Annotated in this window: 7 protein-coding genes, 4 pseudogenes and 1 other annotated feature; of the genes and pseudogenes, 5 read left to right on the top strand and 6 right to left on the bottom strand. The window is 58.3% G+C overall.

Annotated elements, in window-relative coordinates:
* Positions 1–48 precede the first annotated feature (48 nt).
* The 3 genes from AB7245_RS07240 to AB7245_RS07230 all read right to left on the bottom strand — a co-directional run bounded on the left by AB7245_RS07240 (position 49) and on the right by AB7245_RS07230 (position 3,721).
* Entirely contained in the window at positions 49–918 is an 870-nt protein-coding gene (locus tag AB7245_RS07240; RefSeq protein ID WP_439034085.1) for an IS3 family transposase, read from the bottom strand.
* Positions 859–973, bottom strand: a sequence feature (AL1L pseudoknot). Its footprint overlaps the gene before it by 60 nt.
* Positions 974–1,572: 599 nt before the next feature.
* On the bottom strand, positions 1,573–2,190 hold the full coding sequence (locus AB7245_RS07235; protein WP_439034084.1) for a phasin family protein: 618 nt from the start codon (positions 2,188–2,190) through the stop codon (positions 1,573–1,575).
* A 247-nt stretch (positions 2,191–2,437) separates the two neighbouring features.
* Complete coding sequence (locus AB7245_RS07230; protein ID WP_439034083.1) at positions 2,438–3,721, bottom strand: IS256 family transposase; 1,284 nt, start codon at positions 3,719–3,721, stop codon at positions 2,438–2,440.
* 162 nt (positions 3,722–3,883) lie between these two features.
* Between AB7245_RS07230 and AB7245_RS07225 the strand changes: the two are divergent.
* Positions 3,884–4,973 (top strand): annotated as a pseudogene (locus AB7245_RS07225) (IS5 family transposase).
* A gap of 403 nt (positions 4,974–5,376) precedes the next feature.
* Here AB7245_RS07225 and AB7245_RS07220 read toward each other — a convergent pair.
* Positions 5,377–6,494 (bottom strand): annotated as a pseudogene (locus tag AB7245_RS07220) (IS110 family transposase).
* A 292-nt stretch (positions 6,495–6,786) separates the two neighbouring features.
* Between AB7245_RS07220 and AB7245_RS07215 the strand changes: the two are divergent.
* Positions 6,787–6,993 (top strand): annotated as a pseudogene (locus AB7245_RS07215) (FMN-binding negative transcriptional regulator); the annotation flags it as partial.
* A gap of 355 nt (positions 6,994–7,348) precedes the next feature.
* On the opposite strand, the gene AB7245_RS07210 reads toward AB7245_RS07215, so the two are convergent.
* Both AB7245_RS07210 and AB7245_RS07205 read right to left on the bottom strand, forming a co-directional pair.
* Positions 7,349–12,910 (bottom strand): trifunctional serine/threonine-protein kinase/ATP-binding protein/sensor histidine kinase, encoded by a 5,562-nt coding sequence (locus AB7245_RS07210; RefSeq protein ID WP_439034082.1) that lies wholly within the window; start codon positions 12,908–12,910, stop codon positions 7,349–7,351.
* Positions 12,911–14,365: 1,455 nt separating this feature from the next.
* Positions 14,366–14,494 carry a hypothetical protein gene (locus AB7245_RS07205; RefSeq protein ID WP_439034081.1) on the bottom strand — a complete coding sequence of 43 codons (129 nt, stop codon included), beginning with the start codon at positions 14,492–14,494 and terminating at the stop codon, positions 14,366–14,368.
* Between the two features lie 1,789 nt (positions 14,495–16,283).
* On the opposite strand from AB7245_RS07205, the gene AB7245_RS07200 reads away from it, so the two are divergent.
* The 3 genes and pseudogenes from AB7245_RS07200 to ectB all read left to right on the top strand — a co-directional run.
* Entirely contained in the window at positions 16,284–16,967 is a 684-nt protein-coding gene (locus tag AB7245_RS07200; protein ID WP_439034080.1) for a response regulator transcription factor, read from the top strand.
* Between the two features lie 90 nt (positions 16,968–17,057).
* Complete coding sequence (locus AB7245_RS07195) at positions 17,058–17,447, top strand: response regulator transcription factor (RefSeq protein ID WP_439034079.1); 390 nt, start codon at positions 17,058–17,060, stop codon at positions 17,445–17,447.
* Positions 17,448–18,442: 995 nt separating this feature from the next.
* A pseudogene (ectB, locus tag AB7245_RS07190) lies at positions 18,443–19,694 on the top strand (diaminobutyrate--2-oxoglutarate transaminase); the annotation flags it as partial.
* Between the last annotated feature and the right edge of the window lie 831 nt (positions 19,695–20,525).

Raw genomic sequence — 20,525 nt, 5'->3', positions numbered from 1 at the left:
TTAGATGACATGAACCGCCCGCCCCGGATCTGCCGGGGCCATTTGGTTTTAAGTTATGCCGCCATAGCCGGTTGTTCCAGCCTGGTGTAGTTCGGCCGGCGGTATGTTTCCAATGATCTCCAGGAGCCGCCGGTTGTTGAACCAATCGACCCATTCGAGGGTGGCGAATTCAACGGCCTCGAAGTATCGCCATGGTCCGCGCCGATGGATCACCTCGGCCTTGTAGAGACTGTTGGACCGTTGATGGTTTCGAGCGTTGTCATAGGAATCTCCGGCGCTGCCGATAGAAGGCTCGACGTCAGCTTCAGCCAGGCGTTCGGTGTACTTGATAGAGACGTATTGGGCGGCCCCTGTCGCTATGATGCACGAGCCCGCGGCGATGGACCGGCCATCGATCATGCAGTGCCTGCTAAGCCCATCGAACGCGAAGCCCGCATGCGCCGTGCGCGAGGCCCGCCAGCCCACGATCCTGCGGGCATAGGCGTCGATGACGAAGGCGACGTAGACGAAGCCGGTCCAGGTAGCGACATAGGTGAAGTCGGAGAGCCAAAAGACGTTTGGCCTTGGCGCCTTGAACTTGCGGTTGACGTGATCCAGCGGGCATGGCGCAGCCTTGTCGCTGATCATGGTCTTGACGGATTTGCCGAAACCCATGTCCTGCATCAGTCGCGCCACGGTACAACGGGCAACATCGAAGCCTTCCCGCTTGAGCTGCCGCCAGACCTTGCGCACGCCGTAGACGCGGAAGTTCCGATCGAAGACGCGCCTGACCTCGATTTTCAGCGTAGCATCCTGCCGGGCGCGCGCCGACAGCCTGGCGGGATCCCGCCGCCTGGCCACATGGGCGTGATAGGTCGAGGGGACGATCGGCAGGACCTTGCAGATCGCTCGACCCCATGCGCCCACGATGATTGTCAATGAAGGCGATCATGGCTTGGACCGGCGGTCGAGCTCCGCCATCGCAAAATAGGCGCTTGCCTTGAGCAGGATCTCGTTGGCCTGCCGAAGCTCGCGGTTCTCTCGTTCAAGGGCTTTCGGCTTCCGGCCCGCTGCCCTCTATCGATCTCGGCCTTCTTGACCCAGTCATGCAGCGTCTGCGGTGTGGAGCCGATTTTGGCAGCAGTCGAGGTCACTGCCGCCCAGCGCGACGGGTGCTCGCCGGCGTGATCTAGAACCATCCGAACCGCTCGGTCCCGGATTTCAGGCGAAAACGTGTTCGTGGTCTTGCTCGTCATGGCTCATCCTCTCAGGAGTTGGAGCCTCCGGCAAATCCGGGGCGGTTCACAAGCATGAGGACATCTATCTAAGGCTATGCCGACTGCGAGGCTAAGGCAGGAAGCGCAAACTCCGATCGCCTTCTATAATGGTCGTCGCCTTCATAGGCCATCGCAGGCCGATGGTGGTTTGGCGCGAATGGATGAAAGCCGAGGGCTGTGGGCATGTGGACAACGCTGACGCGTTGACCGCATGCCCACAGCAACAGACAGACTCTCTGGCCGCGCGATAAAAAGTAATCAGGAGCGGTCAGCTAGCAACTAATAAGCTGATTCAGCTAGGCGAGTGCCGGACCTCTTATATACTTTGCTTAATCTGCTTTCCGGTTTCGTCGGTCATTTTGATCGACAGGTCGGCGATTCGACGACTGATATCCAGAGCAGCTTCCAGCGTCTGCCGCAGAACCTGACTTTGTACGGCAACAAAGTCCTGAGGAGTTCGACAGAGCCACAGCTTTCGGCTGTAGTCCATGTGAGTCTCTACTTCTTTCCGAACCATCTGGCAGTACTCTTGAGCTATTTCACTCCCTAATTTGGCAGCAGCCGTACTAGCGAAAAGGATCGTTCGCCCCTCGCGCGCCCACCCTTCGGTTGCTTCTGTTGCGTGCTGCAGCCGTTCTCCTGAGACACCGAACATGTGACCAAATTGCTCCGTATACCGTCCAATGGCTGAGGTCGTCGCTTGCAGGCCGGCTCGCCATGCGCGCTGCACCGTCTCGAAGTTCTGCTCAGCGATATTGGCCGTTGATCGGGCTATTTCTTCTCCGGCTTGAGCCGCACTCTGGCCAACGCGCGCACTCTGATCAGCTGCAGCCTGTTCCTTACGGTTGGTCTGTTCAGCCGCTTTCTCGCCGGAGTGGCGAGCTGCATCTTCCATTCTTTGTGTGGACTTATCCTCTTGGCGTGGGTTTGCCATGTTTGTTCTCCAGTTATTGCAGGTTGACGACTTGCTTCGTATTAGCTTGAATCGTCCCGAGTGCTTCGGGCTTAAGTTGCACCGCGTGCTTCTCACCAAACGGCTCTACTCACCTAGCTGAGAACTGAGTAGAACGAACCTACTAATTCTGGCACCACGCTATATTGCGAACTTCTGGTTCAGGACACTAGCAGTCTGCTGAAGAACCCATGAGCTATCGCCAAATTTTGGTGACGGCCGGGGCCGGTCAGGCGGCGGCGGTTGTGGGCTGACGGTCGGTCGGCTTTGCGATGACCTCGATCCCGTTGTTGAATGTCACACCGAGAACGAGTTTTGGCAACTGGTTATGACCGTCGAGACGGCGCCAGCCTTTTTGGGCGCCCTCGATCAGTTTGAAGACCATCGCGAGCGCAGTCCTGTTGGACAGACAGCCCTTCGATCGGATCGTGCGATGGCGCACGGTGGCGAAGGTGCTTTCAATGGGGTTGGTGGTCCGTAAGTGTTTCCAATGCTCGGCCGGGAAGTCGTAGAATGCCAGCAGCGTATCCCGATCCTTGGCCAGGCAGTCGGCCGCCTTGTCGTATTTCAACGCGTAGCTCTCGATGAATGCCTCGAACGCCAGTTCGGCGGCGGCCTTGGTTTCGGCCATCCAGATCTCCTGCAACGCGCGTTTGGCTTTCGGCTGCTGGCTCTTCGGTAACTTGGCGAGCACGTTGGCGGTCTTGTGCACCCAGCAGCGCTGCTCGCGCGTTTTCGGCCAGACCTCGCCGGCCGCCTTCCAGAACCCGAGTGCGCCATCGGCGATGACGAGCCGCGGGGGCACGTCGAGCCCGCGCCGCTTCAGGTCGAGCAGCAGATCACGCCAGTCGTGCGCGCTCTCGCGGGCGCCATCGGTGAAGCCGACCAGTTCCTTGCGGCCTTCCGGCGTCGCGCCGATCAGCACCAGGATGCACTGCTTTTCGTCCTCGAGGCGGGCTTCGAGATGGATGCCGTCGGCCCAGATGTAGACGTAGCGTTTCGCCGACAGATCGCGCTTCTGCCACGCGGCGTGCTCGTCGAACCAGCCGTCCTTCAGGCGGCCGATGGCGGATGCCGACAACCCGGCAGCATCCTTGCCGATCAGCGCCGCCAGCGCCTCGGAGAAATCGCCGGTCGAGATACCCTTCAGATAAAGGATCGGCAGCAGCGTCTCGATCGACTTCGACCGGCGCATGTAGGGCGGCAGGATCGACGGTGAGAACCGGATGCGGCCGGGATCGCCGGCGGCGGCCGTGCGGTCGCGCGCACGCGGCTGGCGGACGGTGACCGGACCGATACCGGTCATCACCTCGCGTTCCGGCAGGTGACCGTGGCGGACGACGCGCTGCTGACCGTCCTGGGTCTTTAAATCGGCATGCTTGTCGAGGAAGTCCGCGACCTCGGCCTCGACCGCCTTGGCAAGCAGCGCACGGGCTCCATTGCGTAAGATTTCGGTGAGTTGATCGTCGAAGAATCCTGGCTGAATCAGTCTGGTGACGTTATCGTTGGGCACGGCATATCGCTCCTTTGGTGGAGAAGTGGAGGCGTCAAGCACCCCCACGATATGCCGCCTTCCCGATTCCCGCCGTCACCAACTTTCGGCGATAGCTCGAACCCATCGCCACGGAGGAGACTTGATGATTCACTTTGTCATCTCGAATCGGCGGAGGCGATCATGCGCGGCAGGTTTGCGGACCAGGGCGGCCTGTTTTCGTACATCGCGCCCGATAAGCGTGTGCCAGCGAACCATCCGCTGCGGAAGGTCCGGGAACTTGTCCGGAATGTTTTGAGTGATTTGAACCGCAGCCTTGGGAAGCTCTCCCCCAGCGAGGGGCGTCCTTCGATCCCGCCGGAGCAATTGTTGAGCGCCTTGCTGCTGCAGGTGTTCTACGGCATCCGCTCGGAACGCCAGTTGATGGAGCAACTGGACTTCAATCGTTTGTATCGCTGGTTCGTGGGACTGTCGCCGGACGATCCGGTCTGGGACCCGACCACCTTCACCAAGAACCGCGAGCGGCTGCAGAACGGCGATGTGTTCACGAAGTTCATGACCAGCCTTCTGAACCATCTGAAGGTCCAGCCACTGCTGTCGGACGAGCACTTCTCGTTGGATGGAACGCTGATCGAAGCCTGGGTTTCACAGAAGAGCTTTCGTCCCAAGGACGGTAGCGGTGATGATGATGACGGCGCCAACTTCCACGGCCGGAAGCGTAAGAACGACACCCATGCCAGCACCAGCGACCCGGACAGCAGGCTTTATCGCAAGGCGGCCGGACAGGAGGCCAAGCTTTGCTATATGGGCCACGCCACCATGGAGAACCGCCATGGGCTGGCGGTAGCCGGCAGGGTCACGCATGCCAATGGCACCGCCGAACGCCGGGCTTCGGAGACCACGCTGAAGGCCAGACGCAAAGCCGCGGGCCGTCGCATCACTGCCGGCGAGGACAAGGCGTCCGATACCGCCGATCATGTCGCCAACCTTCGCGCCATCGGCGTGACGCCGCATGTGACACAGAGCCAGGCCGTCACCAAAACCGGCAAAACCCGCAACAGCGCCATCGACGAACGAACAAACGAACCACACGGCGTCCCGGATATGGCATGTCGCAGTCGCGCCGGGCGATGGTCGAGTGCATCTCGGATGGGGCAAGCAGCACGGCACCATGCGCAAGACCAAACATCGCGGCATCGCTCGCGCCGCCGACTTCCTGCTCAATCTGATCGCCTACAACCTGATCCGAATCCCCAGACTGCTTGCCGCTTAGCCGCCCCGCATCAGGGTACACCAAACACCAGGCTAGAAATTACCTCCAACTCCGCCGCGCCGCCCCAACAACGACCGGTCAGAATAAGAAAAACTCTCAGTTTCAAGGTTTTTCAGCAGACTGCTCTCATGTTTGCTGTCAAGGGACTCGATCAAGCGGAGCCGCTTCCGGCTGAGCGCCCGGACGCTGGACTTCGAAGGTGCCCACGGTAGAGGCAGGGCCAAAGACGACGGTTGATCAAGCTCTCATGCGCGGGTTGGCTACCGCATGACCGTGGTTTCGTCTTGGGGCTGCCTCGGTCTAGGGGGCGAGCGTCGGCAATGCCGGCTCATAACAGGCCACGAGGATTTCCCACCGCGTCCCGCCTCCTGCCCTGGGCACCGATATGGTCGAGCAGCGCCCTTCAGGCGACCGGCCCGAGTTGTACTTGACGAGTGATCGCCCACAGGAAGCCGAACCATCTCGCGTGCAATGGCGGTGGTGACGATCACCTTACCTTGGGTTTGCCGACCGCCGACAAGCGGCGATAGCGGGCGCACAGCCTGACCTGGGCCTTCCAGGCGATATCGCGGATAGCTTGAGGCAGGCGCTCGTTACGGTCATGGAGCTTGCGACTGACGCGAGCTTACATGCGATAGGTCCATGCCCCCTCAATCAGAGCCCGCCTGGCCAGAGCGTTGCCAGCCTTGGTGATGCCGCCGCGTCGGATGGTTGCGCCGCTCGAATACTCCGACGGCACGAGGCCGAGAAAGGCCATCAACTGGCGGGGGTTGTCAAAGCGAGAGAAGTCGCCAACCTCGGCAACCACCGTTACGGCAACGATGAAGGCGACGCCGCGCATGGCCTGCACGGCCTCTACGAATGGCGTCATCGACCATTGTGGCGCCAGCTCCTCGATCCGCTTGGTCAAGCAGCCACACGGGCCTCAGCGTCGGTCACGGCATGAATGTAGTCCTGCAGAACGATTTGGCTCGCCGGGTGATCGAAGCGCACCGTGGTGAGCCAGCGACGATAAGCCAGAGTCCACCCCCTCTTCCCGGCATAGATGCGCCCATGGCGCAGCAGGAAGCCTTGGAGGTGTTGTCGCGCCTTGCCGAGCACACGCATCGCCGTGGCGCGGGCTCTCACCAAGTCGCGCATGGCCTCATGCGCCGCATCCGGAACCCACACGGCTGTCAGCTCGTCGCTCCGGTGCAGCTTGGCCAGCATCGCCGCATCGCGCCGGTCGGTTTTTACCCGATCCCCGGCTTTCGTCGGGATCAGCGAGGGGGCCACCACGATGCAGTTGTGCCCCAGTCCAGTCAGTTGTCGATGCAGGCCGTATCCGCAGGGGCCGGCTTCATAACAAAAACTTACCTGCCGGTCACCCTTGCCAAGCTTCTTTGCCAGCTTGGCGATTTGATCGGCGCGATTAGGGATGATCCCCAAGTTACGAACTTCCCCGCCGCGCAGCGCTTCGGCCACTGCAACCGAAATCGTCGCCTTGTGCACATCCAGCCCCACGAAAATGCTATCGTTCATCAGGCCCGCTCCCCATGCTTGAGGCTCGGCGCCGGACCATCCGGCGCAACCCTCGATAGGAGCTTGCCGCGGGGCGGGCCGCCCGTCACCTCACAGGGCAAACATAGGGTCTAGGTGACAACGCGCGGTTAAGGTCCGCGCCCCTGATGTTGTGTTGATAGCGTCGGCATGCTTTGATTGGAACAGCAAGGGGCCTATCCGCAGGATGCTTGCTTAAGTCATTGAAATGGACCCGCGGAACGGGACCACTTGAGCCGGTTTGTTAGTTGTAAACTGACCGCTCCTGATCAGCTGGACTGTCTCGGACGCCCCTGCCGATTTCATTAAAGCGGAGCTTAAGGGGGTTGTCGGTCTGCGAATGCAAATTACACGGCTCGATGGCACGCGCAAGATGAGCCAGAACCGCAACGCGGCGGATCGCGCCGGCGTCATTGATGGCTTGTCGAAGAGCGACCGTGACGAATCCCGTCGCGTGGCTCACCTCATTCCGAAAGGATGACCAACCCGCACGAGGTATTGTAAACGACCCCGTATCACGTGGATTTCCTCCATTTCCTCTATGGCGATTGCCGTCATTCTCGCGAACACTCCTTCTGCTGCTGTCGTCCGATTCCGCTTGACGGCCCTAGGCTTAGGAGATTTGCAAAGAGCCGGCGAAGCGTCTTGAATCTGACCACTGCGGCCAGATCCGGACTTTTCTGACAATTCGCGACAATTTGCGGTCGCTCCAACATCCCCGACGGGCAGCAAGAAGCGAATGTCTCAAATTCCCAAGTTCACGCCGCTCGCTTCTGTCACGATGATCGGGGCTCCCGGAGCATCCCTGCTCGACATCGAAATCGAGCCCAAGACGTTCAAGAGACCTGTTCCGCCCGATCCAGGCCCTCCGGCGCAACGGGCATGCTGAACTGAAAGACGGCCCCGCGGGGATCATTGGCGCCCGCCCACATCCGGCCCCCGTGCGCCTCAATAATAGAATGGCAAATGGCAAGCCCCATGCCCATGCCTTCGGATTTGGTGGTGTAAAACGCCTCGAACACGCGGTCTGCGCTGTTTGGATTGAGTCCTGGACCCGTATCCCGAAACGTGACCAATACGTTATTCGAGCTATCTGTCCGCGCAGTGATCAGTAGTTCGCGGTCGCCTTCCTTGAGATCGCTCATGGCCTCAATGGCGTTCGTGATCAAATTAAGAATCACCTGCCGGACCTGAACGCGATCTGCTCGAACAAGCGGCAGAGTCTCAGACCGTCGGGTTCGCACCCAGACATCATTTTTTGCGAGCTCCGCGCGAACTAGGGTCAGCACCTCTAAGATCAATTCGTCAAGTGCAAGAAGCTCCGTTTGTATCGGAGCCTTATTCATAAGAGCGCGGATCCGACGGATCACGTTACCTGCGCGCATACTGTCACGGACAATCAATCCGAAGGTCTGCCGAACTTCTTCCAGATTTGGCGGTTGAGCACCGAGCCAATTTAGCCCTGCCCCCGCATTGCTGCTGATCGCCGCAATCGGCTGGTTGACCTCATGCGCGATCGAGGCGGCCAGCTGTCCCATTGTCGTGATCCGATTGGCGTGTGCAAGGCCCATCAGAGTCTCGCGATACCGCCGTTCGCTTTCACGAGCTTCCGCTTCCGCTCTCTTTCGCTCTGTCAGGTCGAGGACGAAGCCAACACCTTGGTCCTGTCGCTCATCGAATACGGCGAGGCCAATTAGCACCGGCACGCGGCTGCCATCCTTCCGAACATACTCTTTCTCGAACTGCTGAACAGCTCCGGTCCTTTTTGCTTCTGTCCGAGCCTCCATTGTGCGCTCGTGCCATTCTGGCGGTGTCAGGTCCAGACCGTTCACCCGCCCTGCGACAAGATCCTCTTGGTCGTATCCAACCATTGTGAGGAAGGCCCGATTTGCCTCGATGATCTCGCCCCCTTCGCGGATGATAAAGATCCCGATGATGTTAGCGTCGAGTAAGCGACGGATTTTCGCCTCCCGTTGCTGCACTTCGCTGTACAACCGGCTGTTTTCCAGCGCGGTTGCAGCTTGAGAGGCAAGCATTTTCTGCAGGGAGCTGCGGGCAGCCGAGAATATGCGCGGGGCGAGATTGTTCTCCAGATAAAGTACGCCGATCAGCTTGCCCTGCGTGATCATTGGCAGGCAAAGAATAGAACGCGCTTTGCGCTCGCGGATATACGGATCTTCCGCAAATGAAGGCTGGGCAGCAGCATCTTCGAGAATGACGTTTTCGCGGACACGTAGGACGAAATGCAGCACGGACTCGGGAAGAGCCATCGGAGTCACGGGCTGTTCATCCACATTTACAAGCAGCGTATCCGCTACCGTTGTGGCTTCCGCCTGGATCCGTGGCTCGCCTCCATCCAGCAGAATCAACAAACCTCGTTCGGCGCCGGCCTGCTCAACGGCAGTCCGCATAAGCTTGTCGATTAGCTTCTGAAGCACAATCTCGCCGGAAATCGCCTGCGACACTTTTGTCACCGTCGCCAGATCAAGATGCTCAACCGGAGCTCCGATCCTCATGCCATTCACGGCAAGGGTGGTCTCCTCATGGCTGAGATGGTGATTCAGTTCGTCGAGTTGACGCACCTTACCATCTGCTCCCCAACGAAGGTAGCCGCGCCGCGCGTCCTGCAGGTAAACCCGGGAGATCCTGTCAAAACCGCGCGCAGCATAAAAGCGCGCTGCAAGTTCACAAGCGATCCCCTCGTGGTGGGGGAAACCGTTACGCCCGGCGGTCTGGATTGAGTGTTCGTACAGTCGCATTGCGTCTACATCCCGGCACTCCAGCCTCGCAATCTCAGCCCCGACCAAAGCAGCCCGATTCTCAAAGTTTTCGGGGCAATTCGTCGCCCATATCTGCAGCTGTCTGTAATGTGCATCAATGATATCTCGATGTTGCTGTTGTTCGCTTTCGCTCAGCCTGTCGCAATAACATGAGTGAGACAGCGCACCATAGAAGTGAAACTCCGCGATCAAGGACTCTGTTGGTATGGTCCATAGTTTGGGCTCGGCCTTCGAGCGAGCACCAACAGCCGCAGCATAGTCGCCGGATAGGAACCGCGCCTGAAGTTTGCGGATCCAGTAGACGGTTTCGCTAGGTGAAGGCTCCGGACTTCCTGCCAACGATCGTTCAACGTCTAGCTCGTCAAATTGCTGGTCATCGAAGCAACCGAGCGAGCGCGTGAGGCCGCGCATGGTTCTGATGACTGCGAGCTGAGCGGTTACGGCATCAGCAGCAAATTGGACCTTTCTGTTCCGGATCGTAGCAGCGCTTTTCTCTAACTCGTTCTGTACCTCTTTGAGGTGATCTCCGGCCAACATCATATTTGAGGTTAGATGAACCAAACTGTACGCCTCATAGATGACATCGCCGCTACTGACCGCAGCTTCGAGCGCTCGCCGGATCCAAACTCGGCCATCTCTAAGGGGCTTCGTCCACGGGATTACGTTGCATCCGACGGCCAAATAGACGGGAGCCCGAAAACGGGAGAACTCACCGCGATCAACCAGATCGCAAGCAAGACGACCAAATTTATCAGCCGCTTGGTAGTCACCGAAGCGTCCGGCCGAGATTCGGCCTAGCCATGCGTAATGGGCACAGGAAGCATCAGTGTTGCCGTATTCGAGGCTGATTCTGACGGCTCTGCAGATGACCAAAGCAGATAAATTGGCGTCCGTGAAACCTGCCGGCGGAAGAATCCGCGTCAAGACGGCAAGCGTGGCAAGCGAGGTCTGGTCTGTCATTCCAGGCAAACCAGCAAGATCCTCGATTGCGTCGGGCAGCTGTGACCACATCCGCTGATATTCGGCCAGTGTTTCCTGGTCCGTCGGACACTGCGACCACTCGATCCCGACGTCGCGAAGATATTCGAGACCTATGGCCACTGCCCGGCCGTGCTGACCGAGCGTCAAGTAAAGATCGACCCGCAAACATGCGACCGTTGCTCGTTGGGGCGCGTTCAAAGCCCGCTTCGACAGTGCGGATAGGAGGCTCTCTGCAATGTCAAGCTGGCCTACTAGGAATTCGCATTCGGCCCGGCTTGTCTCCAGTGCGAATGCGAGTTCGTGGCGCCTTTGCCACGAATCCTGCGCGAGCAGCGCAGCACCGACGGTGAAATATGTGAGTGCCGAGGCGTAGGCCGCCGACGCCCTGGCACGCTGTCCGGCGATTAAATTCAACTCCGCGAGCTGCTCTCGCTCCTGACCGGAAGCGATTAGCGCGACACCTCGATTGAGTTGACTGACAACATCGAAGCTAGTCTCTTCACGTTTGTGCGCAGGGACATGTGCCGCAAGCATCCGACCGATCCGCAAATGGGCAGGAGCGCGCGAGGATTCCGGCACCAGCAAGTAAGCCGCCTCTTGAACGCGATCGTGGACAAAGCGGTAGACTGTTCCCTGGCGCGCGATCAGTTCCTGCCGGATCGCTGGCCATAGCCTCGCATGTACCTGTTCCCGTGACGTTTCGAGCACGATCGCAAGCTCTGCCGTCTCGGCCATGTTGCCGAAACAGGCCAGCTGTTGCAGCGCGTCCTGCGTTTCCTCGGGCAGCCGGATGAGCTTGCCCAGCATCAGATCGACGACGTTCTCGGTGTACGCTTTTGCGTGAATGCGCTCGAGATCCCAACGCCAGCGCGCCGGCTCGTGATCGAACGTCAACAGCTGCTCTTCGGCCAGTTCAGACAAGAATTGAATAGCGAAGAACGGATTGCCCATCGTCTTTTGATGCACCAACTTTGCAAGCGGAGCGGCGCGTTTTGGTCCGCAGCGAAGGGTATCCGCGACCAACTGCGCGACATCGTCTGCAGTGAGCGGCGAAAGCGTTATCTCCTCTAGATTTACGCCGGCTCTCCTGATGGACTCGAGCTTACGTTTGAGTGGATGGCCTGCATCAACCTCGTTGCTGCGATAAGCTCCAATGAGCAGCAGGTGCAGGTCCGACTGCGTCAGAAGATCCTCGATCAGGTCGAGTGTTGCGGCGTCATGCCACTGCAAATCGTCGAGGAAGAGCACCAATGGATGGGTTCGCCGCGCGAACACACCAATAAAGCGGCGAAGCACCAGCTGGAAACGATTTTGCGCTTGCCGGGCTGGAAGCTCAGCAGGCGCGGGCTGCTCGCCAATGATCAGACTCAGATCGGGGATCAATTCGACCATCAGCCGTCCATTCGCGCCGAGCGCCTCCTGGAGCGCTTGCCGCCAGGTCGCGAGTTCACCCTCACTTTTGCTGAGAAGAGGACGCACAAGACTCTGAAAGGTCTGCACTAATGTCGCATAGGGAACATCGCGTTTCAGTTGGTCGAATTTGCCTGATGCCAACAGTCCGCGCGAGGGCACGAGTACTTTGTGTAGCTCCTGGACAAGCGAGGACTTACCGATGCCGGAGTAGCCGGCAACCAGCACCAACCTCGGCGCACCGCTGTTCACCGCGCGATCGAAAGAGCCAAGCAAGGTCTCGATCTCGCGGGCTCTGCCATAGAGCTTCTCGGGGATGAGCAACCGATCAGGTGTGTCGTCTGCGCCGAGCTCAAATGTGTCGATGCGACCGTGGTTGGCCCATGCTGCCAGACAGTGTTGCAGATCGTGCTCAAGGCCAGCGGCAGTCTGATAGCGTTCCTCGGCGGTTTTCGCGAGGAGTTTCATCACAATCTGAGAGATTGGCTCCGGGAGGTTTTGCGATTTCTCGACAGGCGGTGTTGCTTTTCTTGCGATATGACAATGGATCCACTCCAAGGGATCTGAGCCCGTGAACGGGAGCGCGCCGGTCAGCATCTGATAGAATATCACGCCAAGTGAATAGAGATCACTGCGACAGTCGACTGAGCGATTCATTCGTCCGGTCTGTTCGGGCGCCATGTAGGGCAGCGAGCCGGCGATGAACTCGGCAGGCTCAGGCGGCACGCGCTCGCGGGAAAGACGGGAAGCCAGACCAAACCCAGTGAGTCGCACCTGTTCGTCAGGACAATTGACCAGAATGTGAGCGGGTTTCAGGTCCTTGTGGACCAAGCCGTGCCGGTGAAGCTTGCCCACGGCCCTCGTGATACCAACAGCGAGGCGCAGGAAGCGCTTGGGTTCCATGCGGACCCCGAGTAAATTTAGCAGTGGCTCGCCGCATGGATCCTCCAGGACCAGCATAGTCCGACCAGCTTCCCGGATGAGTTCCAACGGCCGCACCGCCCATGCCTCCTCTAGCTCCTCCCTCAGCTCACACTCATGGGCGAGGCGGTCGAGCGTCGCTGGGTGTTCCGCGATGGGCCGCACCACAAGCACGACAGCCCTGCTGCCGTGGATTTGCCGGCGCCACGCACGGCAGAACGCGCGATCACCGTCCTGCCACAGGGGCTGGATGTCACTGTCGACATTTGAGCCGAACAGAGTTCGGTTGATGGGGTCCCGCGGCATTTGCCCGCCCAGTCAAGAGGATTGAGCCAAAATCTGACACATATGGGGCGAGCTTGTGAAGGGACTTCGCAAAACGGCTCGAGTACCGATCAAGGCCGCCAAAGACTGGGACGCGGCGACCAAGATGCGACTTACACACCCAATACGTCACAGCCCGATCGTGTCAATCCAGCCCAATCCTGCGCGCAGGCCGGGCCTGCACAGCATCGGCGGCGGGCGCTCCCGACTAGCACAGTGTGTGGCCGAGGGATTCTTTTTGATAGAGCGGCTCGTGGCCGTTACCGACCACCAGCGGCCCACTGCCCGACGTTCAGCAGTGCTCCAGATCGCGGCTACTGCTTAAGCAGGCAATGACGTATGAAAGCTGATCGGTTTGCCCATGTCGGCGCAACGCGCGAGGCCATTGGACGCCGGCTTCTGACGGCTGCATCGGCCTCAGCGGCCGGGGCGCGATGCGCAATGCCATCCCTATGAGCTATCGCGAAATCTCCTGGCGCGAACTGACCTCCCGAGCTCCACAACTTGCTTCGCACAACGTCGTTCGAGTATGTCTTTCGAGCAAGCGACCATACCGTCGACGCACACAGTCTTCAGCACCGAACTAACATGGCGTTGGGCCGAGAAACGAGTCTTCACAAGTTTTGAGCCGTCCCGGCGCGCGCTGTCGTGGCCTTAGCCGTGCGCCCGGTCCGTCCCGGCGTCACCTGTGAAATCTTGATCATGCTGTCCCCGTGAAACAGGTAGCGCGACGACACTGAGGTCGCCGTACCGAGCTAAGGAAGCACAGAGCCTGTGCATCCAACACGATATTGAAGGAGCTCACCGTACACAATTTTGCACTTGAGGAAGGCCGCCCCTTCGACAACGCCTCTCAGACACTAGTCACGAGCTTGATTCACAAATCGCAGGAGAGACTTAGCTCGAACGAGACGAATCCAATGATGCGGCGGCGCCGTTTGGACTTTGACGATCAACAAACCACAAGGCCTGATCGAGTGATTTGAGCCAAAGAACTGAGGCAGCTTCTTGGTAAGCTTGAGCCCCTCGAAATCGGTTATCCTAAGCTTAGAGCGCTCGGTCTATTGCGGCAAATCGGACAGCTGGACCTTTTCGCCGCCTCGATGGCTACCCCGCGGACATAAGCGCGACCGATATTGCTTTTTCGACCTGAAACTGCACTGGCGCAGTTTCAGCTCAGCCTATCGAGGCCTGCACCAAGCTGTCGATCCCCGGGCGGTCCATAGATCTGAGGTTGATGCCGGCCGAGGAATACCGGACGCCAGGGCGCGTGCCTCTTTACGCTGACCGGCGGAAATGTCGCTTCCCTGGTTGACTATGGTGCGAACCGCTCTGAATTTGATCAGACGATCAGTGAGCTCGGCGATCGCCTCGCTGATATCTGGCGTGTTGAACTACCCTTTCTCACAGAAGCCGGTCCCGAGAATTCGCCCACGCTTAACAGCACTGCCGCCAAAGAAGTTTGCTCCACAATCGGCCATTTTCTAAGCTGAACATAAACGCCGCAAGGACGCTCAGGCTAGAAATCCCGCCGACACCCGCCTTGATGTCGAGATCGACGTTCACTCCTGGCTCCTGGCTCCGTTGTTGGAAGGCGCCACGCAGTCATCGACTCTGAACCACAGCATCAAGGGCAGATCTGAGAGCCACCGTGAGCGAAACCGCGCCCATGACTATTCTCTTCATTCCTGCTCCCATTGATGGGGCAACTGACCCGCGACAACCGCACTCCTGATGCTCACAAAGCGCCCGTACAGGCCCTCACTGATCGGAATGCCGCTCGCTGCGGTTCGCAGGAGGGCGATTGCCGGCCATGCGAAGCCGATATTGCGGCACTAGTTTCTGGGTCGCGCGTCCTCCGCCAGACATAGGCGAGCATCGAAAGGCTTCGATGCTCGCCGAGAGAGTTCTCGCTGCTTAAATCGCTGTTCAAGCAAGACGTAAGCTATCCCAAAACCGGTGAAGAGAATTGCAATTAAAATGGAAAAACAGCGGAACGCCTTCTCCGCGCCACGCGCCCTGTGACAACATTTATCCAACCTTTGCCAACGAGAACTTTGCCGGATCGGACTTTGCCAATTCGATAGATCCACACTGGCATCGAACAACGTGACGCTACGGACGATTCAAGCCCTTCCTGACCGGTACGAAGTAGCAGGAAGTCACGACCTACTCTGCCTTGCTGAGCGAGCCTCAGTTTTGCCACGCTGCTTGCTTCATTGGAGGCAGCATCACCACGGATGTACTGGCGATGTGGGGCGAACCCGACGCACGTTCTCGGCGGAGTGCGTCGGGCCGCCTTTAATGACCCTGCCTGGGTCTCAGGCCCTTAGCGGATCGATAAGCTACTGGCAGGCCTGACAACAGATTCAGGTTGACCGCTCGCGGCGCGTTTTGTCGTTGCTATGTAGGTCAACGAGCGGAGCTTCAACTCCAGGCTGCCCGGCACGGACCCGTGATGTCCGCCAACTCTGGTAGGAGAATGATTCTTTGGCTGGATCAGCGGTTGTTGCCTGATGCAGGAGAGCAAGTGCAGCTGCCTCTTGCCGAGCTGGTCCGCAGCCGGACACCGAATGGAGTGTATCCCGCCTCTCCATTCAGATTACGCCGCCTTGATCTTGGGGTGCGAGCCTGGTGAAGGAAGCAACGAGGCGAACGAACGTGAGCGTCCCTGCAGCAGCTCGAGTTCGAGCATCTTTCCTACAAACATGACGGAAAGGACTTGAATCGCACCTTGCGTCAGGTTGTACGAGGTCGATGCAAGGATGGTTTCCCGAAGCTCGCAAAGACGCAACTCACAGGCGCTCTGACGGCGGAAAAGAAGAGTTCATGTGTTGATGCCGCTGCTACTTGTTCTGATTTCTATTTTCTCTAGTGCGGCTGCGATAGTCTACGCCGCTTGCCGCTCGCAACGCCGGCGTGATCGGCGCATGCACAATCGCGCCAATTCGTTCAGCTCGCGCCCCCGCGTTCAACTACCAAGGCGGCGGGCATTCTGAGCCTTCAGCCGCAAAATGAGTCGTTCGCTGCAGCCCCACTCGCGAAGGCCATGCGACACGCGCCGCCGTGCTAAAGCGAGCGTTTCAAGTCCTGGATTCGGTGCTTCTCGACCGGCTGTTGATCGATGCCGCGGGGCCGATCCAACGCGACGGCGGACAGACGCGAAAGGCAGTTCTCGACCACTCAGGCGGTTTTTGCTAGACTTTCCTGTAGTGGGTCACGCTGGCGCGAATGGCTGACCAGTCACATACCTGGAAAATCTCAAAGATTCGCACTGCGTGAAAGCCTGCGTATCAATCAAAGGTCGTCGTGACGCGACAATTCTACTGTAAATCGTAGAAAAGAGGCTCTTATCGTGACCCAGCGCTCTGAACCGCGGAAGGAAGCCGCAAATGTCGTAGGGCCGGAGGCGAGGCCGAGCGTCTTCGTCGTCGACGATGACATCTCCATGCGCGAATCGCTGGTCAACCTATTTCGTTCGATCGGTCTAGATGTCGTTGCTTACGGATCGGCCCAGGAACTGCTCCAGAGCGAGCTTCCTGATGTTCCTAGCTGCCTTGTGCTTGACATCAGGCTGCCAGGATCGAGCGGGCTAGAGCTCCAGAGTGAGTTAGCCAGACTGAAGATTCACATTCCCATCATTTTCATCACCGCTCATGGCGATATTCCGATGACCGTCAAAGCCATGAAGAGTGGAGCAATCGATTTTCTCAGCAAACCGTTTCGCGATCAGGAACTGCTCGATGGCGTAGTCGCAGCTATCGAACAAGATCGGAACAGGCGGGGTATAGACAAGGTGGTCAGGAGGCTGCAGTCCTTGTTTGAGGCCCTCAGTCCACGAGAGCAGGATGTCTTGAAACTGGTCGCCGCCGGCCTATTGAACAAACAGGTAGCCGCGGAACTCGGACTCGCCGAGATTACAGTTAAGATCTATCGCGGGCACGTGATGAAGAAGATGGGCGCTCGATCGCTAGCCGATTTGATCAGGATGGCTGAGAGGCTGGGAATTGGGACCGACCGTCTCAGGGTACAAACCTAAGTATGATTTTACAATTTCATCGCACACGCGCACCCTTCGACTGGCCGTCATGCTTCGGCCGCCGCCTTCACCCAACTAGAACGGGTCGTCTTGTCAAAGTATCCAACTGTTTCCGTTATCGACGACGATCCTTCGATTCGTGCCGCACTGAACAACCTTTTGAAATCGCAGGGCCACGTCGTTCATACGTTTGCGTCGGCTGAGGACTTCTTGCGGTCGTCTCAATTGAACGACACGTCCTGTGTCATTGCAGACGTGCACATGCCCATGATGAGCGGCTTTGAACTTTTGGAACATATGCGGGCCCAGGGTCACGCTGCGCCATTCATCTTGATTACTGCCTTCGCGGATGATCGCACGCGAGCCCGCGCGTTGAGCGCCGGCGTAACTGCCTTTTTCGCCAAACCCTTTGCCGGTCCGGAGTTGATAGCCTGCCTCGATGAAGCGCTACGCGAGCATCGTGGCGAAACGGACGCGTGAAAGATGGGGAAGCAGTCTGAACCAAACAGCGCCCGCGCAGCGCTTACGATATCGACCAATGTGCCGCTGCCAGTCCTTACCTCGTGCTGGTGGCGACCATCGCCTTTCCATCTTGCCGCATTCCTGTCGCTGTTGTTGTGCTTTCGGCATCTCATCGAAGCACTTGCAGCGGGGGACTCCTGACAAAGCACCTCATCTGGTATGATCGCGTAATCAGACGAGGCGAGGCCCTCCTCGCCCTAACGAGGGTGCGCGCCTGCGACGATGCTGAGCTTAGGTCGAAAGTACCACGGCAGCGGCTTGCCAGGCAGGACTTTGCCGAAAAGGGGTCACCCGACACTTTTGCGAATGCTCCAGCGAAGTCCGGCGCCGGAGCGTGTGGGAGGATGACGCGCCGATCACAGCCAAATCACGCAGCCTTTCAAGACGATCGCTGCATTCACAAAAGGCTGCAGGCCATGTTGGACTTCCGAACCATCCACAGTTTGCACCGCGAGATTCGTGCGATCGATTCCAGCAACCTTCGGCGGGCCGCATCACCCGAAACTTACGCATCCGTACCGCTGGTCGATGTGATCTCAAGCCATGCCTTTGCTACCGACGGGAGCGCATCGGACCATTTTGGGTAACAATGAAAGTTATTCCATTCTTTCTCCTCTCCAGAATCTATCCTAACGCAAGCTACCCGCACGGCATGCGCAAATTCCTCGCGCGCGGCTAAGCAAGCCTGTCCGCGAAAGACGACCTTAGTCAGTGGCGTTCGCTGGATCTGAACGACACTACTAGACATAGTAGCTTTGTTCCGCACGGTTCTCAGGTAAATCGCTGGAGCTGATTTTCAGACGCGCTACGCGCGACCCAAAGGACGTCGAGAGACGCGGAGCCGCGCGTTCACCGTTTGCCTCTCTTGTACGATGTTGGCCGCGCGCATGTTCGTCGGGCAGATTTTCTTGTCGAGGAGACGACCACATGGTTGAGTACACGGGCCGCGCAGAATGAAGACAATCGAAACGCTAGAGTCCAATGTGCGCTCGTACTCACGCTCCTTTCCTGCTGTCTTCGGTAGGGCGCGCGGCTCGATTATGTTCGCAGAGGGTGACCGAAAGGTCATTGACTTTCTGTCCGGCGCTGGAGCGCTAAACTATGGCCACAACAATCAGGAGATCAAAGCGGCTATCAGCCAGTATCTGGAATCAGACGGCGTCGTCCACGCCTTGGACATGGCCACTCCAGCAAAGGTCGAATTCATGGAGACCTTTAGCTCTGTCATCCTTCGTGAACGGAATCTTTCCTACCGCTTTCAATTTACGGGGCCCACGGGAGCTAACGCCGTTGAAGCCGCTCTAAAGCTCTCGCGTAAGATCACAGGGCGTCACAACGTCATTTCTTTCACGAATGGATATCACGGCCAAAGCCTTGGAGCCATAGCTGCGAGCGGAAACCGCTTTTACCGCAAAGCCAGCAGCAATCCCGTTATCCGGCACAACTTTCATGCCGTATGATGGGTATCTTGGCTCCGCTGACAGTCCGGCGGATTACGTGCGAAAGGTATTAATGGACGAGAGCAGTGGTATTGACCTTCCCGCCGCCATTCTCGTCGAAACCGTACCAGGAGAGGGAGGCATTAACGTCGCCGGTAAGGAATGGTTGCAGTCAATTCAGGCTTTGGCAAAAGAGGTCGGAGCTATCTTCATAGTTGACGATATTCAAATGGGCTGTGGTCGTACAGGCGAGTTCTTCAGTTTCGAATTCGCTGCCTTGTCGCCAGACATTGTTGTGATGTCGAAATCGCTGAGTGGGTACGGCTTGCCGTTGTCGATGCTCTTGATAAAAGAAGCGATCGACGCATGGGAACCAGGCGAGCACACGGGAACGTTTCGGGGAAACAACCTTGCACTCGTTTCTGGCAAAGCGGCTTTGACTCTGTATTGGCGCAACAAGACGTTCTCGCAACAGGTCCAACGCTTGGGCGAATTCATGCGGCGTCGACTCGATGCTATCGCGCATCAGCACGGAAACAGGTTTGGTGTTCGTGGACGGGGCATGGTATGCGGTTTCGATTGCAAAACGACCGAGATCGCGGAGGCGACGGCACATAAAGCGTTTGAGAAGGGATTGATTATCGAGCGATGCGGACCGACGGATCAGGTTGTGAAGTTCTTGCCCGCACTTACGATCGACCAAGAAACGTTGGGACAAGGCCTAGACATATTCGAGGAGTCATTGACCGAAAACGTTGAATTCAGCCCGAGGAAGCTGATTTGTAGGCACACGAGAGAGAATGTGGCTAGCAACAACATCGCCGCACAAGTGACTGGCGCGAGTCCTCGCTTGCCGCCGGAACGTTCAGGATTTTTGAAGCCATGAATATGGACGTGACGCCTGAACGCCAATGCTATCTGTGATCCGACGAGTCGGCTGATGCGCGAAGAACGCCTGCTGCCCTCCTTGGTCCACAACACCGAGTGCGAGCAGCACCTTTGACCAAAGAACCTCGCAATCGCGAGCGACTCTGGTCGAGCAGGTTCGCTATCAGTCATCCTGCGAGTACGATCCAACTAAGGTCTTCGCGGATGCACACCAAGCCACGAGCTCCACTAAGAGATGGTCCGACGAAAATCGTCAAGGCACGCGCGGTTGACGGCGTCAGTTATACGAAACCGAACAAGCGTCTCAATCAGAAAGGTCGGTGCTCGGCTTTTGCGCCAGAACTGCAGAGCATCGCTATCGGCGTGCGCGCGTAGCACGCTGCCGTACCCCAATGTTGGCGTGATCGAGTTCAGCTATCAGAAGCCCCTATGGGCGTGAACACCTCGGCGTCAAGCGAAGGCGACGGACCAAATGTCGCCTATGCTGGGCCAACCGAGGAAGCCCGACGCATCTGCCGGGTCTGAGATGCGTCGGGCCGAGTGGAAGACTGAGAGGGACAGTCTTCCTCCCACAAAGGCGTCTGCAAGTAGTATGCCGTGCCGATGCTGCTACAGCCGTGTCTCAAATTAGATACCTTGTCGTTGCCACAAAGTTCCCAGGCATTCAGAGACGCTCGGCCCACACCTGGTTCTTGGAAGGCGCTGAGCC

The organism is Bradyrhizobium sp. 604_D8_N2_3 (assembly GCF_051810765.1).
Classification (GTDB): Bacteria; Pseudomonadota; Alphaproteobacteria; order Rhizobiales; family Xanthobacteraceae; genus Bradyrhizobium; species Bradyrhizobium barranii.
Note: the sequence above shows the minus strand (reverse complement) of the source record. Positions and strands in the feature narration are given on the sequence as shown.